Origin of the sequence: Brevibacillus sp. M2.1A (genome assembly GCF_013284355.2) — a bacterium.
In the GTDB taxonomy this organism is placed as follows: domain Bacteria; phylum Bacillota; class Bacilli; order Brevibacillales; family Brevibacillaceae; genus Brevibacillus.
Genome location: NZ_JABSUY020000001.1, coordinates 5,298,384 through 5,320,018 on the forward strand (window position 1 = coordinate 5,298,384; position 21,635 = coordinate 5,320,018).

General features: G+C 49.9%; 17 protein-coding genes. 1 reads left to right on the forward strand and 16 read right to left on the reverse strand.

Going from position 1 to position 21,635, the window contains the following annotated elements:
• Positions 1-101 precede the first annotated feature (101 nt).
• The 14 genes from HP567_RS25235 to HP567_RS25300 all read right to left on the reverse strand — a co-directional run bounded on the left by HP567_RS25235 (position 102) and on the right by HP567_RS25300 (position 19,412).
• Positions 102-2,633, reverse strand: coding sequence for an NEW3 domain-containing protein (locus HP567_RS25235; RefSeq protein WP_173612017.1), 2,532 nt, complete (start codon positions 2,631-2,633; stop codon positions 102-104).
• A 119-nt stretch (positions 2,634-2,752) separates the two neighbouring features.
• Positions 2,753-5,272: a PIG-L family deacetylase gene (locus HP567_RS25240; RefSeq protein ID WP_217367318.1), complete on the reverse strand. Its 2,520-nt coding sequence runs from the start codon at positions 5,270-5,272 to the stop codon at positions 2,753-2,755.
• Positions 5,273-5,324: 52 nt separating this feature from the next.
• Positions 5,325-7,052 carry an ABC transporter permease gene (locus tag HP567_RS25245; RefSeq protein ID WP_173612019.1) on the reverse strand — a complete coding sequence of 576 codons (1,728 nt, stop codon included), beginning with the start codon at positions 7,050-7,052 and terminating at the stop codon, positions 5,325-5,327.
• 14 nt (positions 7,053-7,066) lie between these two features.
• A complete protein-coding gene (locus HP567_RS25250; protein WP_173612020.1) occupies positions 7,067-8,143 on the reverse strand; it encodes an ABC transporter ATP-binding protein in 1,077 nt (358 codons plus the stop codon).
• A gap of 123 nt (positions 8,144-8,266) precedes the next feature.
• Entirely contained in the window at positions 8,267-9,391 is a 1,125-nt protein-coding gene (locus HP567_RS25255) for an extracellular solute-binding protein (RefSeq protein ID WP_173612021.1), read from the reverse strand.
• 24 nt (positions 9,392-9,415) lie between these two features.
• Positions 9,416-10,594, reverse strand: a complete 1,179-nt coding sequence (locus tag HP567_RS25260) for an ROK family protein (RefSeq protein ID WP_173612022.1) — start codon at positions 10,592-10,594, stop codon at positions 9,416-9,418.
• 1,763 nt (positions 10,595-12,357) lie between these two features.
• On the reverse strand, positions 12,358-12,639 hold the full coding sequence (locus HP567_RS25265) for a hypothetical protein (RefSeq protein WP_173612023.1): 282 nt from the start codon (positions 12,637-12,639) through the stop codon (positions 12,358-12,360).
• A gap of 208 nt (positions 12,640-12,847) precedes the next feature.
• Positions 12,848-13,729, reverse strand: a complete 882-nt coding sequence (locus HP567_RS25270) for a LysR family transcriptional regulator (RefSeq protein WP_173612024.1) — start codon at positions 13,727-13,729, stop codon at positions 12,848-12,850.
• 228 nt (positions 13,730-13,957) lie between these two features.
• On the reverse strand, positions 13,958-15,079 hold the full coding sequence (locus tag HP567_RS25275) for an aminotransferase (RefSeq protein ID WP_173612025.1): 1,122 nt from the start codon (positions 15,077-15,079) through the stop codon (positions 13,958-13,960).
• A gap of 28 nt (positions 15,080-15,107) precedes the next feature.
• Complete coding sequence (locus HP567_RS25280; RefSeq protein WP_173612026.1) at positions 15,108-16,157, reverse strand: ornithine cyclodeaminase family protein; 1,050 nt, start codon at positions 16,155-16,157, stop codon at positions 15,108-15,110.
• Between the two features lie 130 nt (positions 16,158-16,287).
• Complete coding sequence (locus tag HP567_RS25285; protein WP_173612027.1) at positions 16,288-17,019, reverse strand: IclR family transcriptional regulator; 732 nt, start codon at positions 17,017-17,019, stop codon at positions 16,288-16,290.
• Positions 17,020-17,046: 27 nt separating this feature from the next.
• On the reverse strand, positions 17,047-17,736 hold the full coding sequence (locus HP567_RS25290; RefSeq protein ID WP_056491238.1) for an amino acid ABC transporter permease: 690 nt from the start codon (positions 17,734-17,736) through the stop codon (positions 17,047-17,049).
• Positions 17,737-17,801: 65 nt separating this feature from the next.
• The gene (locus HP567_RS25295; protein WP_173612028.1) at positions 17,802-18,614 is read right to left on the reverse strand and encodes an ABC transporter substrate-binding protein; all 813 of its coding nucleotides are present in this window, start codon (positions 18,612-18,614) and stop codon (positions 17,802-17,804) included.
• Between the two features lie 75 nt (positions 18,615-18,689).
• Positions 18,690-19,412, reverse strand: a complete 723-nt coding sequence (locus HP567_RS25300; protein WP_173612029.1) for an amino acid ABC transporter ATP-binding protein — start codon at positions 19,410-19,412, stop codon at positions 18,690-18,692.
• 213 nt (positions 19,413-19,625) lie between these two features.
• Here HP567_RS25300 and HP567_RS25305 point away from each other — a divergent pair, with 213 nt between their 5' ends.
• Positions 19,626-20,225 (forward strand): hypothetical protein, encoded by a 600-nt coding sequence (locus HP567_RS25305; protein WP_173612030.1) that lies wholly within the window; start codon positions 19,626-19,628, stop codon positions 20,223-20,225.
• A 33-nt stretch (positions 20,226-20,258) separates the two neighbouring features.
• Here HP567_RS25305 and HP567_RS25310 read toward each other — a convergent pair whose 3' ends face one another.
• Positions 20,259-21,074: a metallophosphoesterase gene (locus HP567_RS25310; RefSeq protein WP_173612031.1), complete on the reverse strand. Its 816-nt coding sequence runs from the start codon at positions 21,072-21,074 to the stop codon at positions 20,259-20,261.
• Positions 21,071-21,622 carry an NADAR family protein gene (locus HP567_RS25315; protein ID WP_173612032.1) on the reverse strand — a complete coding sequence of 184 codons (552 nt, stop codon included), beginning with the start codon at positions 21,620-21,622 and terminating at the stop codon, positions 21,071-21,073. The genes HP567_RS25310 and HP567_RS25315 overlap by 4 nt, the downstream gene beginning before the upstream one ends.
• Positions 21,623-21,635 lie beyond the last annotated feature (13 nt).

Here is a 21,635-nt window from a genome sequence, read left to right on the forward strand (position 1 = left end):
CTCCTTCCCTACCCATTCGTAAGCTGCTTCTATTTTTGCGTCTGTTCTTCTTTTAGGGAGGGGGGCGACCGCCTGAACGATCGCCTTCCCTTCTACTATGATTACTGCTGTGGGCTGATCATGTTGACAAACAATCGGATCGCACCCGGTACGAGTGACGGAATTTCGCGATACCACACGAGTGAGCTGTAGGTATACGTTCCTTTACCATACTTGGCAGTGAGGTACGTACCCGTAAATTCCTTCTCGCCTTCGTCTCCATTGGAGATAAGCTCTGTGTATTCCTTGCCCCACTCGGATGGGTTGTAAGCGGAACGATCCTGAATCCAGTTGTCCCAATCTTTCTCCGTGATTTTGTTTGGCGAATGGAACAAAGCATGATCAGGCGCCAATACTGTCACTTTGGAGTTTTCATCTGTGACACGCCATTGAATCAGCGGAGCACCGATTTTAATCGGATAAGGAGCCAGCTCCGGCTTCCATTTATCCTCTGGCTTGTGGTATTGCACGACCAGATTTCCGCCGTTTTCCACGTATTTCAGCAAGCGTGCATTCGAAGGAATCAGCTCAGGCCGGAAACCATAAGCGCGAATGCCCAGCACGATCGTATCGTATTGATCCAGATCACCAGACTCGATATCTTTTGCCGACAAATTGGTCACATCGACTCCCAATTGGGACAAATACTGATCGATATTGTCAAAGCCACTGGATACGTAACCGACCTTCAATCCTTCCGGCACCTTCAAGTCAAATGCCTGGATGGCAAGCGTCGCTGGTTGGACAAAGTACGTCGTGCCGATATGCGGGTAACGGATGACCTGGGCTCCGTGTCGGCTCTCTTTTCCACTGCCAGACGCTACTGCTGTCACCGTGTACTTATCCGGTTGGACGGAAGCATCTGCTTTGACTGTAAAGGCAACCGACTTCGTTTCTCCCTTGGCTTCAAAGGCGAGCGGTGCTGCTTGTGGTTCTACGCTCCAGCCTTTTGGTACATCGAGAGAGATGGTTGTTTTCGCTGCACCTGGATTGTAGTTTTTCACCGTAACCTTGACCGGAATTGGCTCCTCTGGCTTCTGCGTATTCAAAACCGTCGCATTTGGACTCAGCACCATAGAAAAAGATGGAAGAACTGCAATGGCATCTGCTGGTGTCACATGGCTATTCGCCGTCGAGCCTGCAAAGCTGTAGCTGACATCTGCTGTAATGGCAGGAGCGGCATACGGTTGGAACAGAGCAGCATTAGAAGGAACTGAGACATCAAAAGTCGTTTTCACCGTCTGATTGTAGCCGAGCGATGAGAAACTGGTGGTCGATTGCGGCTTGGCTTGCCAGCCTTTTGGTACATTCAGCGCGAGATTGATCTTCCCGACTTTTGCTTGGCCGCCGTTGTAAGCCGTGACCGTTACTTTTGTCGTTTGCCCTGCTACCAGTTCGGTTGTCTCAGGCTTTACTTTGGTTACGAGCGAGAGCGCTTCGGCACTAGCTTTGTTCAGCTGGGATTTCTTCACTCCCAAACGATGGCGCAAGTCTGTTTTCGTGTCAGTTGGCAAGGTGGAGGCTTCGACTGCTGCCGTCGCTTTTTCCACATCCGCCAACATCTCATGCGCTTCCTTGGCTACGGAGGCAAAGCTTGGGTACGCAGCAATGACCTCTGCGGCATCCTTTTGCAGCTTTTTCAGTTCACCCTCGACTTTTTCCCCGCCAGACTGGCTGGCCACTTCCTTCGCTAAATCGTCAAACGAATAGGCGATTCCCTCAAAAAAGTCTGCTTCCTTGTCTTTTGTCTCTACGATGGATTGATCGAGCTTGTAATAATTGAAGCTGGGTCCCTCGTCATAGTGACGTCCCATCCCCTGACTCTTGTGCATAAACCGGGATTCTTCGCCGAGTTGGACGTAAGAGGCCCCATAAATTTCGTCATAGTCGCCAACAGGCACTTTGACCGAGTAATCCTGTTCCTTTGCAGGCAGATACAGCTTCTTCACCTGCCAAGGAGCCAAGCCTTCTTTTGTATGCTGTGGAAAAATGTTTGGATCTGCGGCATCCTTGAATGCCCGTACTGTAATGACATTAATCGCGCGATGATGACCGTGAGTCGAAGGTTCGTTCAAAAATGCGGGAATCACGACATCAGGTCTCAGTGTCCGGATACGGCGGATGAGCTTTTCGTACGCGACATCCTCGCCCCATTTTTGCAAGGTTTCATCCGGGCTTTTGGAAAAGCCGAAGTCAAAAATAGGGTCGTCGATTTTTTCACTGAGGTTCTCCAGATGGATGTTCGTGATTTTGGAAGCTTCCTGCAATTCGCGGGTACGAATGATCCCCAGCGCATTACCCAGCTCGCTGCCTATCTCGTTCTGTCCTCCCTCGCCTCGGTTCGCAATGACACTGGATGTGTCCACCCCTTTGCCAAGCGACAAGTACGCGAGCATCGAACTGTGCTCATCGTCCGGATGTGCTCCGGTGTTCATCGCACTGGCAATCGTGGTGAGCGGCTTGATGGCTTTCCACAGGTCGACAACCCCGCGGTCCGCATGGGCGGTCTCGGGTGCTACCGGCATAATCAGACTCGTGGCTAGCACCGCTGCAGTCGTAATCGTGTACAGCTTGGCAAGTTTCCCCTTACTCAATGAACAACTCCTCCATTCCATTCAGATTGATGTCTATATCAATCATGGCGGTCTGTACGTATGCATTTCATTGATGTAGCCATGGATCGACCCACGGTTGGCCCGGAGTGGATGGGGCATTACTGCTTCTGACTGATCATGTTGACAAACAAGCGAAAAGCGCCAGGGACTAGCTGTGGAATCTCGCGGAACCAGGCAAGCGAGCTGTAGGTGTACGTCCCTTTTCCATAGTGCGCCGTGAGGAAAATGCCGCGGAACTCCGGTTCTCCCGGATCACTTGTCGCAATCAGCTCGGTATACTCGCTTCCCCAGCGAGAAGGATTGTAGATGGAGCGCTCTTGCACCCATCCATCCCAGTCTGCTTGGGTAATGACGTTTGGCTCCTGGAACATCGGATGGTCAGGGGCCAGCATACGGACGTCTGATTGCTCATTGGTCACCCGCCAATCGATCAGCGATTCACCGATAAAAATGGGGTAAGGTGCCAAGTGCGGCTTCCATTTGTCCTCCGGCTTATGATATTGAACGACGAGGTTTCCGCCGTTTTCTACATAGTGCAAAAGACGCTGATTGCTCTCGATTAATTCGCGCCGGAATCCGTATGCACGAATACCGAGTATAATCGTGTCGTAGCGGGACAAATCGCCCGATTGGATTTCGTTTGCGTCGAGATTGAGACAATTCACCCCGACCGCGCGCAAGTATTTATCCATATTGTCAAAGCCGCTGGATACGTAGCCGATCCGTTGGTTTTTCGGGATGGCCAGATCAAAGGCTTGAACAGTCAGCGTAGCCGGCCGGATGAAATACGTTCGGCCAACATGCGGGTATTCAATGACCTGCACATCTTGCGCAATCTCTGCCACACCGTCTGTCCCCGCGACCGTAGCGCTGATCTGATATTTGCCGTTCGTCACCTGCGGTGTGGTATGAACAGTAAAAGCGATCGTTTTCGTCTCGCTACGGAAAGAAAACGGAACATCGACAAAGGCTGGCTCCGCTGTCCAGCCTGCCGGGACAACGAGAGCGACCTTGGCTGTAGAGCTTCCCGGACGGTACTGTTTCAGTGTTACCTTAACCGGGATCGTCTCATCCGTATGCAGCGTATTCCGCACCACATCGGACGGGGTCAGCGTCACGGCATACGGCGGAAGCACAGCTACACGGCTATCCGGCTCCACGCGAATCGTACTGGCTGTCTCGAAGGCGAAATAGAGCACCTCGACATCGAGTACAGTCGGCTTGTAAGGATGGAACAGCTCCGTCTTTGCAGGAATCGATACCTCAAATACGGTGCACACCGTCTGATTGTAAGCAAGTCGTGGAAAAGCCGTTGGCGTGAGCGGTTTCGCAGTCCATCCAGCGGGGACACGCATACGCAGCTGCACATGCTCAACCTCCAGCGAGCCGCCGTTGTAAGCCGTTACGGTAACCGTTGTTGTCTGGCCCGCCACCCACTCGCCCGTCTCCGGCTTGATTTTCACAACCAGAGACAGAGCCTCCGCACTGGCACGGTTTAGCTGCGCTTCCTTGAGTCCTAGCCGATACATCAAATCGACCTTTGTTTCTTCATCGAGTGAAGCCTTGCTTACTTCTTGTTGTGCAGCCGCAAGCAAAGCCTTCATGTGATGAACCCTTTGTGCCACCTCAGCAAAACGCGGGTAGGCATTCAATACATCTGTAGCCGCATCATGCATACGGTGAAGCACTTCCGCAAGTTCTTGTCCGCCTTTTGCAGCGATGCTCTGCGCCAGATCAGCAAAACTGACGGGCAGTCCGGAAAAAAAGTCGCGCTCTTTTTCCGGTGCCGGAAAAACCGAGGCATCCAGGCGATAGTAATTGTAGGTCGGGCCTTCATCGTAGTGAACTCCCATGCCCTGTGTCTTATGCATAAACCTCGATCGCTCACCAAGCTGCACATAGGATGAGCCGTAGATTTGGTCGTATTCCCCCACGGGTACGGCGACGTGATAATCATCGTTGTCCATGATAGGCAGATACAGCTTTTTCATTTGCCACGGCAAAAGTCCAGCCTGTCTATGTTCAGGAAAGATCTGTGGATCGGCTGCTTCGTGGAAAGCTCGCTGTGTCAGTAACGTAATCGCCCGGTGATGTCCGTGTGTCGTCGGTTCATTTTCAAAGCAAGCGATAACGACATCGGGGCGCAGCTCCCTGATTTTTCGAACCAATCGCTCGTACACGACCTCTTCGCCCCATTTGCGGAAAGTTTCTTCGGCGCATTTGGAGAACCCGAAATCATGGATGGGATCATCCAGCTCTTCGCTTAAGATGCCAAGCGTCACATTGCTAAGAGATGAGGCTTCTTCCAGCTCACGCGTGCGGATAATCCCCAGCGCGGTACCTTGCTCGCAGCCGATTTCATTTTGTCCGCCTTCCCCTCTCGTCGCGATCACACTGGTGGTATACACGCCTCTCCCCAGGGCCAAGTAAGCGAGCATGGCACTGTGCTCATCGTCCGGATGGGCACCTGTATTCATGGCACTGGCAATGGTAGCGAGTGGCTTGATCGCTTTCCACAGATCGAGCAGTCCATGTTCCCCCTGCATGGTGCGAACAGATGCGGGAATAGTCGGGCAGGGTAGTTTGGTCGGCTGCACTTTCGGTGATTTCTTGTCCATCGATTCACTGACATCCACGTGAAGCCCTCCTTTTTCACGAAGGCATCCAGCTTTACACGGCAGTTCCCGCCTTATCTCCGGTCAGTTTTCTGGAGATGAACAACACGATGATGATGACCACGATTTGCAAGACACCATAGGCGCAAGCGGTGCCAAATTCATTACTGTACATGCGTTGGAATACAGCGACAGACAATGGCGTTGTCTTCGGTGTGAAGATCAGAATCGAAGCCACGAATTCCCCGATACACTGGACGAATGCCAAGAGCGTACCTGCAAGAATTCCACCCCAAGCCATCGGGAACACGACACGCCTGAAACTGTACCACCAGGAAGCACCCAGATTTCGCGCAGCCTCCTCAACAGATGGGTCCATCTGCATCAAAGTCGCATTGGTAGAGCGAAACACAAGTGGCAGATGTCGGACAAAATACGCCAACGGGATAATCCAGAATGTTCCGATCAAAACCTGTCCAAAGCTGAATGCATTCGGCTCACTGAACGCTGCAATCAGGTTGATCGCCACGACTGTCCCTGGCAATGCCCATGGCAGCATGATCAACACATCCAGAAGCGTTTTCCCGCGAAACTTGAGGCGAACCATGGCATATGCCGCAGCTACACCGAAAATGACGATCCCGATTACCGCGATCGCAGACAACTGCAAGCTGTTGAGAATCGGACGCCATGTCTTGCTATCCGTGAACAAATCCATGTAATGCGACAAGGTATACTCAGGAGGTAATATTTGCACCGTCCAGGTACCATCTACCGAGAAGGAGATGAGTACCAATACGAGAATTGGCAGCATCAGAATGATTGTACCGATAAAAGACAGCACAATCGTGGTGTAGCGTCCCGCTTTGCTCTTGATCTCGGTACGATGCACGCTGACCCCTTTGCTCAAGTTCTGGTAGTTGCGCGCGCCTTGGTACCAACGCATGATCAAAAGAAAAGCCACAGAAACAATCGAAAGAATCGTAGACTGTGTCGCAGCCATGTCCAAATCTCCATTGGTGCGAGACAGATAGATCTGCATCGTCATCGTCCGGTCAATGCCGAAAATGAGCGGTGCCGTATAAGAAGCCATCGAAATCATGAAAACCAACAGAGAAGACGCGACCATGGCTGGCGTGAGCATCGGCAAAATAATACGCCGCCAAACCGTAAAGCGATTCGCTCCAAGACTGGCTGCCGCCTCTTCCAAGGACGGGTCGAGTCCCTTGATTGCTGCTGTAGCTGTCATGAAGAAGTAGGTGTACATCGTAAACGTATGAACGACGACCACACCCCACATTCCTTTTAACGAGAAAGGAACCTGGGCAAGCCCGAACAGCTCTTTGATCGCCCGTGGGATGATTCCGCTCTCTCCGTACAAAAAAGTAAACGAGAGAACACCAATCAGTGGAGGCAACGCCATCGGAACCAAAGCCAGCACAGAAAGAATTTTTCGTCCCGGAAACTCATAGCGCTCCAATAAAAACGCCATCGTAACCCCGACAATTCCGCACGTAATGACACTCAGAACCGATATGTAGATACTGTTCCACAACGCTTCCAGGTTGGCAGTATGCTCCAGACTGAAGAAGCGAATGTAGTTTTTCCACGTAATTTCCTCATCGATTTTGATACTCGCAACGAACGTTTCGAACAATGGATAAACGACATACGCCAACAATATTAAAAAGAGTGGCGATACCAGCACGTAGACGAAGGCGGGTGAAGCGGTGATGGACTTTCGTCTGGCTGCTGTCGGCGCTTGCTGCAACTCTGCTCTCAAAAGCTTCTTCCCCCTTATCCGGCAAAATAAATGCTCTCTTTCGGTATATGTAGGCCGATGGCATCGCCGCGCTGTTTAATCGGTCGTCCCAGGTTGATGGACATGCTGCGCAGGCTCTCACTTCCTACTTCCGTGACATAATTGACACACGCCCCTGTAAATTCAGACATGACAACAGAGCCTGTCACTACATTTTGTCCCTCATTGCCTGTACTCTCCAGAACGGATTCAGGACGAATGGACATCGTTACTTTCTCCCCGACAGACAGCTGTGCACGTGGAGAGGCATTTTCCTTCAATCCGCTAAGCATTTGTCCAGAAGCTGTGCGAACCAGCACTTCATCGCCGTCAAATCCTGTAACTGTCCCTTCCCACAGATTCGTCTCGCCGATAAAAGAAGCGACAAAACGGTTTACAGGACGATGGTAAATCTCATGCGGTGTTCCGATCTGCTGCACTTCTCCGCTCTGCATGACCATAATCCGGTCTGACATCGACATCGCTTCTGCTTGATCGTGCGTGACGTAAATCGTCGTAATTCCCAGCTCCAGCTGGAGTCTCTTGATCTCGAAACGCGTCTCTTCCCGAAGCTTCGCATCCAGATTGGACAGCGGCTCATCCAACAGCAGAATCTGCGGCTCGATGACCAGCGCCCGTGCCAGTGCTACCCGTTGCTGTTGTCCCCCGGAAAGCTGATCAATGCGGCGTTCGCCATAGCCCTCCAGACGTACCAGCTTCATGATCCGTTCTACGCGCTCCTTTGCATCTGTTTTGTTCACCTTCCGAACCTGCAAGCCAAACGCGATATTTTCAAAAACAGTCATGTGCGGGAACAACGCGTAGTTTTGGAATACCATCCCAGTATTGCGCTTGTGGGGAGGAAGAGATGTAACTTCCTGTGATCCAAAGCGGATATGGCCTTCTGTAGGATAATAAAAGCCGGCAATCATGCGCAGGGTAGTCGTTTTGCCGCAGCCACTCGGACCGAGAAAAGTAAAAAACTCTCCTGATTCGATATGAATGTGCACATCTTCGACCCCTTTTGCTTGGCCAAACCTTTTGTAAACGTGATCAAGTGTTACGCTGCTCATCGGGTTGTGTTTCCTCCTTCATCGCGAGTCATTTCAAGCTGACGGCCGTTTTCAAACAACTGCTATAAGTGACTAGACGGAAAGGACAACGCCTTCCCGCCTAGCTGCTTGAAAAAATCTTCCTTACTTCTTGCCTTTTCCCTTGATGTTTTCATCCCAATGCTGCATCCACTCTTTTTCTTTTTCAGCCATGACAGCCCAATCGAGTTCCATTGGCTTTAGCTCGAGATTTTTCATGAAGTCTGGCAATTGGTCCTTGCTGATGTCTGTACGAGATGGGAACTGGAAGCGTTCCTTCGCCAATTGGGCAGCCATTTCAGGACTCATCAAGAATTCCATAAACTTTTTCGCCGCATCCAGGTTTTTCGCGCCTTTTACGAGAGCCACGCCGTCTACGAGAATCGGTGCCCCGCTCTTCGGATAAATGAAGTCATACGGATGATTGTTCTTTTTGCTTTGGATCAGAACGTCTTGGAGGTTCCACAAGGAGATGACGCCCTCTTGACGATCCAGCTTCAGATACAGGTTTGTCGGGTCTTGTGTGTACTCTTTTGTATTGGCATCGAGCTTGGTCAGCCATTCAAAACCTTTTTCAGGAGTATCCGCCCCTTGACGGAAGATCATTGCGGAATAAATAGTACGCATGGTGCCGGACGGCAGTACGTTTCGGATCACGATTTTGTCTTTGAATTTCGGGTCGATCAATTCGTCCCAATCTTGTGGCGCTTCTTCTGGCTTCATTACCTGCGAGTTGTACATGATGACCTCTGGCAAAAGCATTTCGCCGTACCAGCGATCTTGCGGATCTTTGTACAAATCTGGAACCTTGTCTGCAAAAGTCGGCTTGTAAGGCTCCAGCAGATCTTCATTGGCTGCTGTCGCTAGAGCAGATTGGGTACCGCCCCACCAGAAGTCAGCCTGCGGGTTCGCCTTCTCTGCACGGACGCGCTCCAAAATTTGTTGGGCACCCATCTCAAGTGTTTCTACTTCAATGTTCGGGTACTTTTCTTTGAATTTTGGCAACACGATTTCAAAAATGTTTTTGTCCCGTCCGGTGTAAATCACCAGTCTTTGTGGGTCACCCGATGAATCAGCAGGTTGAGCAGCCGTGCCAGATTGGCCGCCTGCGCTGTTGTCGGCAGGCTTTGCTTCCTGTCCTCCACTGCCGCACGCAGCTACAGTCAGAGCCAAGGAGCTGACAAAAACGCCCTTCATCCATGTTTTCAGCTTGCTAGTTGTCTTCTTCAAAATGAACTCCCCCTCTTGTTCTTCTCACTCTTTGTCAAGCAGTCGTGTGAAAGGAAACGCTTCCAAAACGCTGTGGACAGCACCAATCAAACCAGCTCGCTCCCCCAGACTTGCTTTTTCAAGATTAGGCACCTCAGGCACCCATTCTCTCAGCCATTCGTGAATTTGCTTCACCCCTTCACCATCGACGTGGACCATCTCCCCGCTCAGGATCAATATTTCCGGGTTCAAAATACTGATGATGTTCGCCATTCCGTACGCCCAATGTCGATACACATCCGCAAGAAGCTCCTTTGCTTGTGCATTTTGTTTGGCGTGCCGGATCAGCTCTTCTATGACACTCGACCCTTCCTGAAGGTCAGAGAGAAATCCCTTTGCCTGCTCTTGGATGCCCGGAATCGAATAATGCGTCTCAAACACGCCTGACGCGCCATTCGGGCGATTATGTACCGGGCCGATCATCATGAAGCCGATTTCTCCTGCTGCCTCACGACTCCCCCGATAAAACTGTCCATCCAAAATAATCCCGGCCCCAATTCCAGTTCCTACGTACATGTAGACGACGTTGGTATGGCCGACCCCTGCTCCACGGACGTACTCGCCCAGTGTCATCATATTCACGTCATTGTCGATAATGACGGGCAGTCCGAGTCGCGCTTCGATGGTCTGTTGAATCGGTGAACCCATCCACCCCGTGCTGGGTGAAAAGCTAACGGTTCCACTGCCACGCTGTGTGACGCCTTGCAAACCGACGCCCATTCCGAGCAGGCGCTCTCGCGGGATGCCGCTTTCACACAACAAGCGATCCAGTCCGGCTGCCAAATCTTCAATGACAGTTTCGCCATTCGCTGGTTGTGCCAGCCGTTTGCGATAGCGAGCCAAGAACTCGCCTTTCATATCTGCGATAGCCATGTCCAGGGTAGAGCCTTCAAAAATCGCGCCGGCAATGGCGTACGCCTGGTAGTTGTACTCCAACAAAATCGGCTTGCGGCCGCCTTTGGAATCGCCCATTCCTACTTCTTGCAGGAGTCCTTCCTGGATCATTTCATCTACAAGGGCGGAAACACATGGACGGCTCAGCTGGGTCTGTTTGGAGATATCCGCACGGGAAATCTGCCCGTGCAAGACGACCTGCTGTAATACTTCTTCTTTATTCAGTTTTTTCACGAGTTTGCTATTACCTGTTTTTTTGGGAGCTTGCACGCTTCATCGATCACCGCCACACAGTTAGTTAACATTACTAACAAAGATAACCAAATTATAGACACGGCAGCACCCAATAGTCAAACAATTTACATTTGTCTTTCATATATTTTTTGGTTTTTTAGTGTATATATCCCTTGTTAAAAAATACTAAAAAAACAGAGTCGTCACGCTGTTGTGGTGGGGAGGAAACAGGAGAAAACACTCAGATTCTTGTCCCACCCGCTGTGGGATTCACTGCCCGCCTCCATGTAAAAAGCGAAACCGCGTCCAAAGTGGTCCATTCAGGATGTGTTTCAGAGGTGGACGCTTAAGAACGTGTTTCGCTTTTTGCATTCCGTCTCGGTCGGTGTACCAAAGATCTTCGCTTATTTCTCCTGTTTCCTCTACGAGCTTTCCGTGTTTAAACAGGGTTTAAAAGCATTAAAAGATTGAAGATTGTACTCCGTCACGACAGAGAAGAATATTTCCAGACGTAGCGGCTTGTGGAGTCCTACCGAGCGGAGAAGGGATTCGCGGGCAAAAGAAACGCAACGTGCCTGGGCTACGTAGCAGCTACCACTTTTGCGTTTCCCCGCGAATCCCTTCGGAGCGGACAGTATCAACCCTCAGCGGGACGGAGCACTGAGCCTAGTCTGGAAATATTCTTCTCCCCACCGCAGCTGCATATTTAGGGACCTTGAGTTGTTACTGTAGTGTTGGCGAGGAAACAGAAGAAAACGCTCAAATTCTTGTCCCACCCGCTGTGGGATTCACTGCCCGCCTCCATGCAAAAAGCGAAACCGCGTCCAAAGTGGTTCTTTCAGGATGTTTTTTCAGAGGTGGACGCTTAAGGGCGTGTTTCGCTTTTTGCATTCCATCTCGGTCGGTGTACCAAAGATCTTCGCTTATTTCTCCTGTTTCCTCTACGAGCTTTCCGTGTTAGACGGATTTTAGAAGCCTTAAAAGATGGAAGAATGTACTCAGTCACGACAGAGAAGAATATTTCCAGACGTAGCGACTTGTGGAGTCCTACCGAGCGGAGAAGGGATTCGCGGGCAAAAGAAACGCAACCGTGCCCCTGCGACGTAGCGGCTACCACTTTTGCGTTTCCCCGCGAATCCCTTCGGAGCGGACAGTCTCAACCCCCAGAGGGACGGAGCCTGGAGCCTAGACTGGAAATATTCTTCTCCCCACCGCAGCTGCATATTTAGGGACCTTGAGTTGTTGCTGTTGTGGTGGGTAGGAAACAGGAGAAAACACTCAAATTCTTGTCCCACCCGCTGTGGGATTCACTGCCCGCCTCCATGCAAAAAGCGAAACCGCGTCCAAAGTGGTCCATTCAGGATGTATTTCAGAGGTGGACGCTTAAGGGCGTGTTTCGCTTTTTGCATTCCATCTCGGTCGGTGTACCAAAGATCTTCGCTTATTTCTCCTGTTTCCTCTACGAGCCTCCAGTGTTAACCGGGTTTTAGAAGCCTTAAAAGATGGAAGAATGTGTTCAGTTACGACAGAGAAGAATATTTCCAGACGTAGCGACTTGTGGAGTCCTACCGAGCGGAGAAGCGATTAGCGGGTAAAAGAAACGCAACGTGCCCGCGCGACGTAGCGGCTACCACTTTTGCGTTTCCCCGCTAGTCGCTTCGAAGCGGGCAGTCTCAACCCCCAGCGGGACGGAGCCTGGAGCCTAGACTGGAAATATTCTTCTCCCCACCGCAGCCACTGCATTCAGAAATATAAAAAAGCACATCACCCTCTACGGGGGAATGTGCTTGGAACGTCCTCTATTCGTCTATGTATCCAGCGACTCCTTTTTTAATCAAGTATTCCATCTCTACATCCAGGATCTTCTCGACGGTGATCTCATCCAGCTTCACATCTGACTTACCCATGACATAATCTACGAGATCATCAAAATCAACGTCGACATCACCTTTTGCATCTGCCTTCGCACTGTTCATGTACGCTTGCTCATGCTTGAGTACGATCCTGATTTTTTCCGGGTCTACTTTTGTTTTCGAAGCTACATGCGAAACGAGTTCGGTTTCGTTTACTTGCTTACTCATTTGTTGTCATCTCCTATTTCTCTTACCTTCTGTCATTTTACACTATCATTGCGGAAGAAAATATTGTTTCCAAGAGACAATTTGCCCTTATGTCGAGTTGGGTATTCGGGTAATCACTTTCTGTGAACCAATAAAATCGAAAAAGAAGTTGGGAAAAACGAAACTGTTTTTCCCAACTTCTTTACTTTTGAAGGACTTCTTAGGCTGCCTACTCTTCTCTTACGGATAACCAGATGTCTTTGACGAGCTCCATGAAGGTCTGGATTGCAGGTTCTTCTCTTCGGCGCCCCAGACAGACCAGTGATGTTTCTGCTTTCTTGGAAAAGCGGTACAGCTCAATTAGTTCTCCTGTACGAAGCTCTTTTTCCACTAAAACCGTACTGAGCAGGGCTATGCCTGTTTGATTCAGGACTGACCGTTTGATCGTTTCTTCGCTGCTACATTTAATGACAGAAGGTGGGATGTAGTTTAACTCCAACAGGCATTGGGTAATAAATTCATCGAGATTGCACCCCTCCTGATAGGACAAAAAAGGAAAGGTCACGAGTGCATCTGCCAGAGTTTTGTCCTTCATCAAATCAGGAGAAGCAATCAAAGTGAATTGTTCTAAGTCCACGACACTGGAATGAATACCTGGGTGCGAGGTGGTGCCCGCAATGATCCCAATATCCGCCTCGTGGGCTTGGATTTTTTTCAAGGTCTCCTGACTGGTGCATGAAATCACCTGCAGATTGACCTGTGGGTGTGTCTCCACATATGCTTTCAGAATTTGAGGCATGTATTGGATGCAATAAAACTCCGGGGCCGCCACGACCAGCGGCCCTACAGGCATGTCTAAGTAATTAAGTCCCTCCGCCATGTGCTGGAGAACGTAGAAAAGCTGATCCGTATGCTGTTTCACTATTTTTCCGGCCGGTGTCAAAAACGTGCGCTTGCCTACCCGATTGAGCAAAGGATGTCCCAATTCCCGCTCCAATGCTTGAATCTGGAGAGTAATCGTAGGCTGGCTGTATCCGAGTTGCTCTGCAGCCTTCGTCAAGTTCAAATGCTCGGCAACGACCTGAAATGTCTTCAGATTTCGTAACTCCATAATTGATTATCCACTCCCTCACCGAACGACACCCATTCTTCCTGTAAGTGCGTGTTCAAAAAGTCGGCTTTTTGAACAACCTCTGTTAGAAAAAGTGTAGCCGAGAGTGGCTCTATGTTCAACCGATATACCCTATGCGTGCTTCTCTATAATCTCCGCCAGCTTGCTAGCATCTACGTTACTGCCGCTCACGATCGTCAGTACCTTTTTGCCAACCCACTTTATCCCTTATTTCCGTGACTCCAAAAACTCCGATACTTTTGCCAGACCTACTTGAAGCACTTCCGTCGAGCAGGCGTACCCGATTCGTACCCACCCTTCCATGTCAAAGCAACTGCCTGGTGTCAAAAACGCCCCTGTCGTTTTAAACAGGTCAATGCAAAACGTTTCCGAAGGGATATCCAGCTCGTACTTGAGCATTGCGGTTGTTCCTGCCTGCGGCTTTACGTAAGAGACCAACGGCTCCTTCGCCACCCACTCATCGAGAATCTGCAGGTTGTCGCGCACGATCTTCAGGCTGCGCTCCATAATCTTGTCACGGTTTTTCAGTGCATGGACAGCCAGCATGTCATCCAGCATCCCGCAGCTGATGGTCGTATAATCGCGGTGCGTAAAGCAGCTTTTGATCACATCCTGAGGTGCTGCAATCCATCCCAGACGCAAGCCCGCCAACGAAAACACTTTGGACATGCTGCTTGTCGCAATCCCTTTTTCGTACAGGTCGACGATGGATGGTACCACAACCTTCGGGTCTTGGTGCAAATTTCGATATACCTCGTCACACAACAGGTAGGCATCAACGGAGCGGGCAATCTCTACGATTTCTCGCAGCAACCCTTCACCCATCAAAGCTCCGGATGGATTGTTCGGATTGTTGATACAGATCAGCTTGGTCTTGTCTGTAACGAGCGAGCGCAATTCATCCAGATCAGGCAGAAAATCATTTTCCGGCAAGAGTCTGAGCAGCTTGACCTGCGCTCCGAACGACTCCGGTACCGAATAAATTTGCTGATAGGTGGGATGAACGGTAATGACTTCGTCACCAGGCGCAACGAGCGAGAACAAGGTAAGAAAATTCGCTCCAATCGCCCCGTTCATCGCCAAAATGTTCTCGGGCTTCATCGTTTGATACATACTCGCGACGAGGCTGCGGAATTCCGGTGAACCCTCGATATGTCCGTACGTCAGCTTCTTCTGGGCCATCTCGCGGAAAAAATCCTCCGGCTCATCGGAAAGGCGAATCAACTCTTCTACCGTCAGTGAATCAACGCATGTTTCGGCAATATTGTAAACTGCCTCCATCTCGTAGGCGTTCATCCATTCTTCTACTTTAAAAGGTGCAATTCTCATCGTCGTTCCTCTCCTTATCCTTTCACTCTTACAGATCAACTATCGTACCTACACCGCGTTTATCCGCCACTTTCAAAATGTGTGCAGCTGTAAGTAAATCTTGGAACGCGATCCCGGTGCTATCAAAAATCGTGATTTCTTCTACATGTTGTCGTCCTTGGGCATTACCGGAGATGACATTGCCGATCTCTGCTGCGATATCGCCTTCTGTTAACAGACCCTTTTTTACAGCTACCTTCGTCTCTCCCAGGCGTACAGCCTGTCCAACATCATCAACGAAGACGCGCGCTTTTGCAAAAAGCCGTTCATCGATTTCCTGTTTTCCTTCCATGTCTGCCCCTATGCAAGTAATATGCGTCCCCGGCTTTACCCACTCCGCTTGGATCATCGGTTCACGTGAAGAGGTTGCGGTGATGATAATATCTGCTTGTCTAGTCGCTTCTTCGAGGTTCTCCACTGCAATAAACTGCACGTCACAACGGCTGGCAAACCGCTCGTACTCTTCTCCTGCATATTTGGAGACGAATCTGGTCAATAAGCTTTCTTTGATGTTGGCGGCAAAGCTTTGCGCCTTTTCTGGTGATCGCGGATTGCAGATGTACACCCGCTTGATCTCTGTCATCGTCATCAGTGTCGCCATGATTTGAAAAGGAGCCTGATGTCCCGTCCCGACAATCAGCAGGTTCTCTGATTCGGGACGTGCCAAATACTTTGCCCCGATTCCACCGGCAGCTCCTGTACGCATACAAGTGATGTGCTCTCCACTCAAAATCCCCTGCGGTACGCCAGTTTGGCTATCCAATACCATCACCGTACCCACTAATTGTGGCAGGCCTTTCTTGTCATTGTCACCGAACCACGAGACGAGCTTGAGTCCAAATATATCGGCTTGGGGCAAATGACCGGATTTGATATCCATGTCGGCTTTCCCCTCTACGAACTCATGAAAAATGAGCGGAAACAACGTCGCCTGCTGACTCGATTTCATTTGATAGGCTTGCTCGACCACTTCAATCACGCTGGCCATATCCAGCACATCTTCCGTGGTTTCCTGATTGATGACGCGAAATGGAAACATGTCTATCTTCCCTCCCCACTGTTTCTTTCACACTAACACAGTTTTTCAGGGCGAAAAAATTGAAAGATCCAATGGTTCCTATTAAAAAAAGCAAACCCTCCACCAACAGATGCTGGAATGGAGGGTTTGCTTATGCTCCGCCGATTCTTGCCGAAATCGTCGCAGCCTGACGCTTCACTTTTTCGATGAGTTGGGGCAATCGATCTTCTGTCACCCGAAAGCACGGAGCATTGATCGAGAGCGCTCCGACGAGTTGATTTCCGTAGCCGATGATCGGTGCGGCAACTGCCATGGTGCCTTCCGTCTTCTCCTCGTAGCTGATCGCATAGCCACTTTTCTTGGCTTCACTCAGCTGCTCCAAAAATGACGGCTGCTTGTCTCGGGCAAGCTGGGCGGAAACGACTTTTGTAATCGCATCCTGTTTCAAATACGCGAGAATGATTTTACTGGGGGCGCCGATTGTGAGAGGTATCCGCTCCCCCAGGTTCTCGTCGATGCGTATCTTCAGTGGACTTTCTACTTTTTCGATCGGCATCGAATCCGTCCCCGCCAATACGTTGAGGAAGATACTCTCCTCGACTTCATTCGCCAGCTCCTCCATGAAAGGTTTCGCCACAGCCCGCAGGTTCAGCTTTTCATGCAGGATAAAACCGATTTCCATCCACGTATATCCCGGTTTGTAATGCTTGGTGACTGGATCCTGCTCAACCAATCCGAACTGGATCATGGATTCGAGAAAACGGTGGAGCGTACTGATTGGAAGACCTGTTGCGCTCGCCAGCTCCGAAATCGGCCAAGCATGTTTTTCGTCTGAAATCAGTACCCGAATAATTTTCATCGCCCGTTCGACTGATTGAACCATCCTTCTTTCGTCCTCCATGACATAAAGTTACGCTGCAACACTCGTGTTATCTTTCGTTTGTTTAGTGGGGGCTTTTCCTTTGGCAAGTCTTGCTTCCAGCTTGTTCACGAAATACGAGAAGATCATGATCAGCACGAGATAGTACAACCCGACGACCATATACGTCTCCAACTGCTTGTAGTTGGAAGCTGCTTCACCGAGGCCCGTTCCCCATAAATCCTGCATCCCTACGTAGGCGACCAACGACGAATCCTTCAACCCGATAATGAACTGGTTGCCAAGCGATGGGATCGCCCGACGGAACGCCTGTGGCAAAATGATTCTGCGCATCGCCAACGGATACGACATTCCGAGTGATCGGGAAGCCTCCATCTGCCCGCGATCGATTGACTGGATGGAGCCTCGGAAGATTTCTGCAATATACGCACCATTATGAACCGCAAGCGCGATGGCCCCTGCCCAAAACTGGGACAATGTCACCATATTCGCCAAGCCGAAGTACAGAATACAGATTTGCACAATCAAAGGCGTTCCACGAATGACGGTAATGTAGGTGTGTGCGATGTAGTTCAACACTTTGGAATCGGATATTCGGAAAAAGGCAATGACAAGACCTACCCCACAACCGAGGATCAGGGCAACTGCCGTCAACTGAACCGTGAGCCATGTCGCTTTTAGAAAAAGGGGATAACTGGATAGAAAAATATCAATAATCACGTTCAATCCTCCTCACATGAAGCGTTAAAAAAGGGGGCGTCCATCACGGACACCCCGTTGCCCACTCACTGTTTTTGCAAGATATTGCGACCAAACCATTTTTGGCTGATCTTTTCATAGGTACCGTCTTTGACGATCTCATCCAATGCCTTGTTGATCCGCTCCACTGCCTCCTGGTCACCCAAGCGCACAGCAATCGCTTGCTCGTCAAAGCTGAGTGGTTCACCTACATCAATCACTTTTCCGCCGCCTTCTTTAATGAAACGCAAGCCTACTACCTGGTCGGTAATCACAGCATCGAGACGTCCTGTCGGCAAGTCCAGCAAAGCGGTGATATCGCTATCATACTGAGTAATTTTGTCTTCATCGGTCAGCTTTTTCGCCCAATCCAAGTAGTTGGATGCTTTCACGACGCCGATCTTTTTGCCTTTCAAATCCTCTTTGCTCTTGATCGCTGTATTGCCTTCTTGCACGAAAATTTGCGAACCGGAACGGTAGTATGGATTCGTGAACAGAACAGCTTTTTGGCGTTCAGGTGTGACGGTCAAGCTCCCGATGACAGCGTCGTATTTTTTCGCGTCCAGACCGGGGATGATCGTTTCGAATGGATTGGTGATCGGCACTGCATTCATGCCCATTTTTTCTGCCAGCGCTTGTCCGATCTCTACGTCAAAGCCGGTCAATTGCCCGTTTTCCTTGAAACTAAACGGCTTGTATACGCCACTCATGGCGTACGTAAAATCTTTCTTTCCCCCGTCTCCAGAAGCTTGTCCACCTGCTGCTGGCGCACTTTCCTGTGATCCACAAGCCGAGAGCAACAACGAGCCTACCAGAACAGTGGACAACAAAATTCCAGACCATTTTGCACGTTTTTTCATTGGTGATTCCCCCTGTATTCATCTCTATTATTCGTGATCAAAAGACGCCTTTTTGAACTAGCTTTTTCGTGGATTTTAACGGATGCTGCCTAAAAATTGCTTGGTACGATCATGCTGCGGATTTTCAAAGAATTCTCTCGGCGGTCCTTGCTCGAGGATTTGCCCATCGTGCATGAACACCGCCCGATCTGCTACTTCACGAGCGAAGCCCATTTCATGCGTCACGACGATCATCGTCATTCCTTCTTTGGCGAGCTGCTTCATGACCTGTAACACTTCACCGACGAGCTCGGGATCGAGTGCAGAGGTAGGCTCATCAAACAGCATGATCTTCGGCTTCATCGCTAGTGCCCGTGCGATGGCAACCCGCTGCTTTTGTCCACCGGAGAGCATGTCCGGGTAGACATCGGCTTTGTCCTGCATATTTACTTTTTTCAGGAGCTCATACGCTAATTGTTTGGCCTCTGTTGGATTCATCCCTTTGACGTGAACAGGTGCCTCGATCACGTTTTCTAACACGGTCTTGTGCGGAAACAGATTGAAGTGCTGAAAAACCATGCCGACCTCGGCTCGGAACTGATTCAGATTCGTCTTGTGTGGATCAATCTGCTGACCACCGATTCGAATCTCTCCGCTGTCATAAAATTCCAGAAAATTCAAACATCGGAGTAAAGTACTTTTGCCTGAACCACTGGCCCCAAGCAAGACGACAACTTCCTTTTCTTCCACCGTGAGCGTAACGCCCTTCAACACGGTTAACGGGCCAAAAGATTTGACAAGCTGCTTAACCTCAATCATCCTGCTATCCCCCATTTATCTCCCGGATGAATTGCGTATTAGTTTTTCCGAATACCGGAAATGATTTCTGATTTAAATTATAATTATATATTTTCTGATATTCAAGAAAAATATGTTTTATTGAATAAATATTCATGATAGGAATATGGAATAGTTTTCCTCCTTGCGTGGAATGAATAAACGGGAGTGTTTTATACATCAAGGAGGACCGTGATGAAAGCAGCAACGTATTTCTCTGTAGGACTCATCATCATTTTTCTGTTCTCCGCCTGTTCACTGCCAGGTCCACAAGCAGCACCACCGCCACAGCAAACGGCTCCATCTGACCCTGAACGAGAAGTGAAAAGACCTGCAACCGATGAGATCAAAGGTCGAACCATAAACAATCAGTTCACGGTGCCGATCCCGATCACCGAGACATTTACTTTTACCATTCCGCCCTCTTGGACAGGAAATTACATCGTGAAGGAGTTTTCATCAACACCAAAACGTCCGCCTCGCCAACAGCCACTGGAGGGCAAGCTGGATGTGCCGACGAAATACGAAGTGCATTTTATGTTCGCTCCCAACCAGCGAAAGGAGGAACAATCCTCACTCCTTACCATTTTTGTCATGACGGTACCCCATTGGAATCACCTGTCCCAAATGGAAGGACCTCCGCTGGGGGATGTACTGGAACAAACACATGGGCTTGTCTACGCTGTTTCCTTGCCCCAGTCCAATCCGTATGATCCCGCAACTCCAGACGGGAAGCTGTATGGGCAGATGGTCATGTCGCTTGATCAGGTAAAAAATGCATTTTCCGTTCAGTAGATAGAAAAAAGTGGTCGACAGCACAACGTCTGCTCAACCACTTTTTTTCGTAAAGACAAATAGCTTCCCATCCGCGTTTAACACTTGTGTCCCTTGGGCAAGCTCGATCCAAGACCGCTCCCAGTGAACATGCCCACAGCAGACGAGTACTGGAGGATACTGCTGCAAGCACTCACGAATTTCAGGCAAGCCTTGCAGATCGAATGAAGGCTCATCCGGACCTTGATGAAGTAACAAAATGTCAGGCTGCTTCCGAAGCAGTTCCCGCATTCCATTCAGGAACTCCTTCCTTTCCCTCCGATTCGGTTTATCCGCACGACCTACGATTCCACCCAGGCCCGCAATACGGAGCTGGCTGATTTGCACCATTTCAGGATCATTGATTACGGTGATGTCTGCCATGCGTTGAAGCTGTGCGAAGGAACCCGAGTCAAACCAATCGTGATTGCCAACAACCCCGACCACCTCTCCAAACTCGCGTTGAAAGGCCTGCCATACGGAGGAAGGGTCCCCGCTACTTCCCCGTTTCCAAGGATCGGCATACAAGTCTCCGCATAGCAAGACCAGAACGCGTTCCCTTGAAATGGATGACTTTTCGATCTGGAGTAACAGTGATACTATCTCTGGCAACGCTTCGCCAAGCAGTACCTGCTGCTGCCCGTGCCAAGACTCTATCACCCCTTGCAGATCGGAAGTAATGATGATCGCCTCATAAGCTTCAGGAATATTCGCCATTTCCCCAAAAAAGATAGGCAACATGCTCGGAACAACACCTTTGCCATTCGCGCCTGCTGCTAGATAGGGAACCTGCTCGACGGGTTCTTCTCCGATTTTGGTAATCCGAATCACGAACGCAACTGCTCCCTGACTGCCATCAATGCAAAACCGAGCAAATTTTCTCCCCGCCATTTCTCGGGCTGTTCCGCATGCGGATGATCTTGGGCCATCCCGATTCCCCATATCCGATCATAAGGACTCGCTTCGACAATAATGCGGTCACCTGTGTCCAAGAGGTATGCTTTCAAATCGGCATGCTGGCTGAATTTTAACAGGTTTGCCTGACGTACAATCGCCGTCTTGTTCGCATTCCACACAGCCTCGTCAAAGGAATGAACCTTTCGTCCCAAATCCTTCGCTTGTTTTGGATGGCTTTTCTTGAGTATTTCATCACGGATGGCAAGATCGCCGAACAGCTCAGCCTTTTTCGCCATCATGTAATGCTCAGCGGTCAGGTACGTGATACCGTCCTCTACAAATGCGGCCGGATACCATTGGCTGAAGCAAGATTTATCGATCGTGCCAGACTCCTTCTGTGTATGTCCCCAAAAGAACAAGTATTTCACTCTGGTCTTTTGCGATTCTTTGATTAAGGTTTGGACGTCATGTATGTGCGCCATCGTTGTATCCCCA